This is a genomic window from Thiocapsa sp. (assembly GCF_022340925.1).
Taxonomy (GTDB): Bacteria; Pseudomonadota; Gammaproteobacteria; order Chromatiales; family Chromatiaceae; genus Thiocapsa.
Window position 1 is genome coordinate 1 of sequence record NZ_JAJDNA010000037.1, and the last position, 4,780, is coordinate 4,780.

At 62.9% G+C, this 4,780-nt stretch carries 3 protein-coding genes; all 3 read right to left on the bottom strand.

Annotation, left to right across the window (positions count from 1 at the left end; genetic code table 11):
• Nucleotides 1-587, bottom strand: a 587-nt coding sequence (locus LJE61_RS04810; protein WP_296917633.1) for a twin-arginine translocation signal domain-containing protein, incomplete at its 3' end; no start/stop codon positions are given.
• 210 nt (nucleotides 588-797) lie between these two features.
• Entirely contained in the window at nucleotides 798-3,614 is a 2,817-nt protein-coding gene (locus tag LJE61_RS04815; RefSeq protein WP_296917635.1) for a putative bifunctional diguanylate cyclase/phosphodiesterase, read from the bottom strand.
• 20 nt (nucleotides 3,615-3,634) lie between these two features.
• Entirely contained in the window at nucleotides 3,635-4,531 is an 897-nt protein-coding gene (locus LJE61_RS04820) for a transporter substrate-binding domain-containing protein (RefSeq protein WP_296917638.1), read from the bottom strand.
• Between the last annotated feature and the right edge of the window lie 249 nt (nucleotides 4,532-4,780).

Sequence of the window (4,780 nt, forward strand, 5' to 3'; positions counted from 1 at the left end):
TCCCGCGCCCAGGCGATGGGACCCGCCAGGGCCGGGTGCTCGAAGCTGGTGGTGATGATGCGGTCACCGGGCCTCCACGGAGTGCCGGCGAAGATCAGGCTGCAGGCATCCGTGGTGTTGTAGCTGAGGAAGACCTCGTCCCGATCCGCCCCGTAGGTCTCGGCAACCCACTGTTGCCGGGCGCTGGTCGCGGAGCCATTCAGGTATGGAAACAGGTCCGGGAAATCGGCGTTCAGGTTGGCCTGCCAGTCCCTCGGATCCCGAACCTTGTAGCGGTTGTAGACGGCCAGGTTGTGCAGCGAGAACGCCGGCTGCGAGCCCGTCGTGCCGGTATTCATGTGAATGTAGTCCCGGGGCAACAAGAATGCCTTGCGGACCTCCCGCCAGAAGGCCTCACCCAGGCCCTCGACCATGGGGGGGGCCTCCAGGCCCAAGGGGTTGCATTGCAGCCCTGTAGCTGACCGTTGCGTTGCGATCGCCACCCCCGGCGCGGTCATGATGCCGGCGGTCGCCGCAGCCGAGGCGACGCCCTTGAGAAAATCGCGCCGGTCGAGGCCAGCTCCTGGGGTCTTCTTTGGTTTACGCATGTCGATTACTCTCGTAAGGTGTGGAAGGGACGCGTGGTCTCCCCCTCCGGGAGGGGACCCATGTGCTCCTGCCTCGCCGGCCCCCAGGGCGGCCGCCATCGGGCGCCAAGATCGCCTTACGGGGCTGATCGTGCTGCGTGACGGTCTCTTGCGGGGACGACGGGCACTAGAAATCCGAGTGATTGAAAGGGCTTTTCGCGAGTCGCGGTCTCAATGCTGGACGCGCGATGTGGCGCTGCCGGCCTTGGGCTCGTTCTGGTGAAACCTTGGGCTGACGAGGTAGGGTCGCGTGAGCCGGATCCCGTCGCCATGATCGCCATTGAGCCAAAGGCTCGACTCAATCGGCGCCGGCTTGCCGAACAGGTACCCCTGGTAATGTTCGCATCCGTAGCGCATGAGGAATGCGCGCTGCTCCTCCGTTTCCACCCCCTCGGCGATGACCTTCAGTCCGAGGGACCGGCTCATCGCCAGGACCGCGCGAACGATCGCGGCGTCGTTCTGGTCGCTGGTGATATCGCGCACGAATGACTGGTCCATCTTGATCTCATCGAGTGGCAGGCGCTTGAGATACGAGAGCGACGAATAGCCGGTGCCGAAGTCGTCCAGGGAAAAGCCTACCCCAAGTCCCTTCAAACGCTGCATCCGTTCGACCACCTCGTCGACCCGGTCGAGCAGGACGCTTTCTGTCAGCTCCAGCTTCAAGCGGGACGGATCGACCCCGGCGCGCTCTATCTGCGCGGAGACTCGCTCCACGAAGTCGGGTTGGTGAAACTGGCGGCCACTCACATTGATCGACAGCGTCAGCATCTCCGTCCGAGCATCCGTCTGCCACTGTTGGAGTTGGGCGCATGCCTGCTCCAGTACCCACTCGCCGATCGGAAGGATGAGCTTGGTGTCTTCCGCCAACGGGATGAAGCGTGCAGGGGAAACGGGCTCGGAGTGCGGCGGGAGCCATCGCAGCAGGGCTTCCGCACCATGGACGCGTCCGTTCTGATCCACCTGAGGCTGATAATAGAGCCGCAGCTCGTCGCGTCTGATGGCGCCGCGCAAGGCGATCTCCATCTTCATGCGCGCATCGATGGCCGCCTGCATCTCAGGATTGAAAAAGCGGATTACATTGCGTCCCGCATTCTTGGCTTGGTACAGGGCGACATCGGCCTGCTTGAGCAAGACGTCGATGGCGACCTCCTGGCCACGGAACAGGGTCACCCCGATGCTGGAGCTGGACTGGTGTGACGCCCTTCCATTGGCCAAGGTATAGGGCCCGGCCACCGCCTTGTGCACCTTTTCGGCGATCGCCTCCGCATGCACCGCGGCCGCCGATTCGTCGGCCCCCAGGCTCCGGACGACGATCACGAACTCGTCTCCCCCCAGCCGGGCGACCGTGTCTTCATCACGCGAGCTCTCCGTCAATCGGCGCGCCACCTCGGTGATCAGCCGATCACCCACATCGTGACCCTGGGTATCGTTGAGGTCCTTGAAATGATCCAGGTCCAGCATCAGGAGGGCGCTATAGTCCCCCTCCCGGCTGCTGACCGCCATCGCCTGACGCAGACGATCGAGCAGGAGCCGGCGGTTTGGAAGTCCGGTGAGCGGATCGAAAAAGGCGAGCTGATGGATCTGCTCCTCCGCCTGCTTGCGCTCGGTGATGTCCACGCAAAAGCCCATCACTGTCGCGTCAGGCAGCGCAATGGCGCGCAGATTGGCGATGATGTCCACCCCGTCCTTCTTGCGAAGCCGGATCTCTGCCTCCTGCGGGCCTTCCTGCAGCACTTTCGAAAATAACGTAGCGTGCTTCTCTGCCAGACCCGGGGGCGACAGTCCGGTAATCTCCATCTCGAGCAGCTCCGCGCGGCTGTAGCCCACCATGCCGCACGCCGACGGATTGGCCGCCACAAAGTGGCCCCTGTTGTCGGCGACAAAGATCCCCTCCGGGGCGTGCTCAACGTAGTCTCGGTAACGCTCCTCGCTCTTGCGGAGCTCGATCTCCAGAGCCTGTCGGCGGGCGATCTCCCTGTTCAAGTCGTCGTTCTGTCCCTGAAGCTTCAGCCGGTTGCGGTTCGATTCCAGGACGACCGCTTCCAGCCGCTGGGTGCGCCGGCGCGTGTGCTCGAACCACATGGCGGCCAGCGTCAGGAGCAAGGGGGCGACGCTTGCGACATAGAGGAATGCACGGGAGCTGATGGTTCCGTAGAGCGCCGATTTGGAGGCAAGCGTGACCAGGGAAAGCGGCGACTGGTCGATGGGGGCCCGTTCCACCAGGTCGTAATCCTTGGATAGGGTGCCTGAGACGCCTTGGAGCAGGTGGGAAAGGGGTAGGATGGTGCTGTCCGGAAGGCGCGCGAGCGCCCCCCAAGGCATGTCCTCTGAGAGGGGGTTTTCGGGTGCCGCGAGTGCTTGACCGGTCGCCGTGATCAGAAACTGGCGCAGTCCATGACCCTCCGCCGACTTTGGGAGATAGCGCGACAGCAAGGCCGTCGGGGCCACTGTTAACACCGTCCCGCCGGGCGTGCCACGAAACTCAACGGGCGCGGTGGCGAAGATCCGGCCCTGGGTGGCGTCGACCAGCAGCCACGACTCCCCCTGCGCTCCCGGCGGCAAGGCGATGGGTGGCTCCCCGGATGCGCTGTCCGCCAGAAGCGCCCCGCTTTCGTCGAAGTAGAGGATGCGCTCGTACACCGGAACGCCCAGGACCATCTTCTGGCGTCGCTTGCGGCGGAAGCTTTCTTGGATCGCGTCGAGATTGGCATTCAGGCCGTAGCGCAGCGACATGCCCAAGGCCTTGTTGATGAGAAACGTCCCAATCTCGTGTCCCTCAGCCAGATTGAGCGCGAAGTTCTTTTGCTCCACCAAGAAGTCACTGATCAGGACCGCGATCTGTTGATTCTCTGCCAACAGGCGCGCGTCAGCGGCCGCTCGCAGCTGCCCTTGCGAGCGGAAGGCGTATCCCAGGAGCACGACGAGATAGGTGGAAAATAGAACCGCCACCCAGAATAGCCGGCGCCGATGCTTCAGTTCTGGCACCATGTTCCTGTGGGTGACAACGATTACTGGGGGGCGAAGAACGCGGGAAAATAGCGGCGAATTCCCGGATAGTATTTTTGCACCAGCCTGTCGTAGGTCCCATCCTCTTTGATCTGACGCAGGTAGTCGTTATAGGCCTCGCGAAGTCGGGGCGCGTCCTTGGGGAAGGCGGCGGCTAGGGTCTGCTCCTCGGAGATGGGCCCGATGACCTTGAACTTGCCGGCCCACTTCTGCATATCGATCATGAGGTCCGGAACATCAAGAAGCGACAGGTCGGCGTCCAGGTTCAGCAAGGCTGGCACCATTTCATTGATGTTGGTGCTCTTGGTATAGGCTCGAAGCTCGATGCCCCGACCCTTGAGGCCATAGTTCGCCGGGTCCAGGCAGGTCTTCTCCATCACCAGCAGGCTATGCGTCTTAATGAGGGCCTTGGTCTCTTCGATGTCACTGCTGAGATCGTCGCTTCCCGCGATAGGACGGACGGGGGAGTCGGCGCGAGCGATCAGCATCACCTGAGATGGAAAGATGGGCTCTGAATAGAGCAGGACCTGTTGACGCCACGGCAGGACCGTGAAACCCGCGGCGATCATGTCACCCCTGACGGGAAAATCCCCCTCCAGATCCACGGCATCGCCGTTGCGCACGACGTTCTTGCCCAGCAGGTCCCGGATCACCGAATAGAAATCGCTGTAGACGAGCTGATACCGAACTCCGAGATATCTGGCGAACCCCTGGGTGAGCTCCACGTCGAGGCCGTCCCCGGCACCCGTCACGAAGTTGGCATAAGGGATCCCGAGATGGCGCAGCTCGCCCCTCGCCCTGATGTCTTCCAGGTCGGCGGACCAGGCCCCCGCAAGGGCCCAAGTCCAGAGAAGGAGCAGTGCCAGGACCTGTCGGTAAAGCGATCGATAGGGACTCATGCTGCTGGCCATCTCCTAGCAGAGGGGTACGAAAAGCTCAGCAGAAATTCGGATCCGAGACTGCCAAGCAGGCCACAGGGATTCAAAGGATCGATGGCCGATCGCCCCAGTTGCCGGTGGGCGACGCGGGGGCCGGGACAGAAGCTTCAGCATCGGGGCAGTCGGGGAGGCCGTCAATGACCAATCGTCGTGCCTTGCCGGCCCCCCGTCCGTTGATTCTCTGGAGTCGGTATCGATGGATATGGGGGT

Excerpts from the sequence above, each read along its gene's own strand:
- LJE61_RS04815 (WP_296917635.1), bottom strand. The coding sequence starts at position 3,614 with ATGGTGCCAGAACTGAAGCATCGGCGCCGGCTATTCTGGGTGGCGGTT.
- LJE61_RS04820 (WP_296917638.1), bottom strand. The coding sequence starts at position 4,531 with ATGAGTCCCTATCGATCGCTTTACCGACAGGTCCTGGCACTGCTCCTT.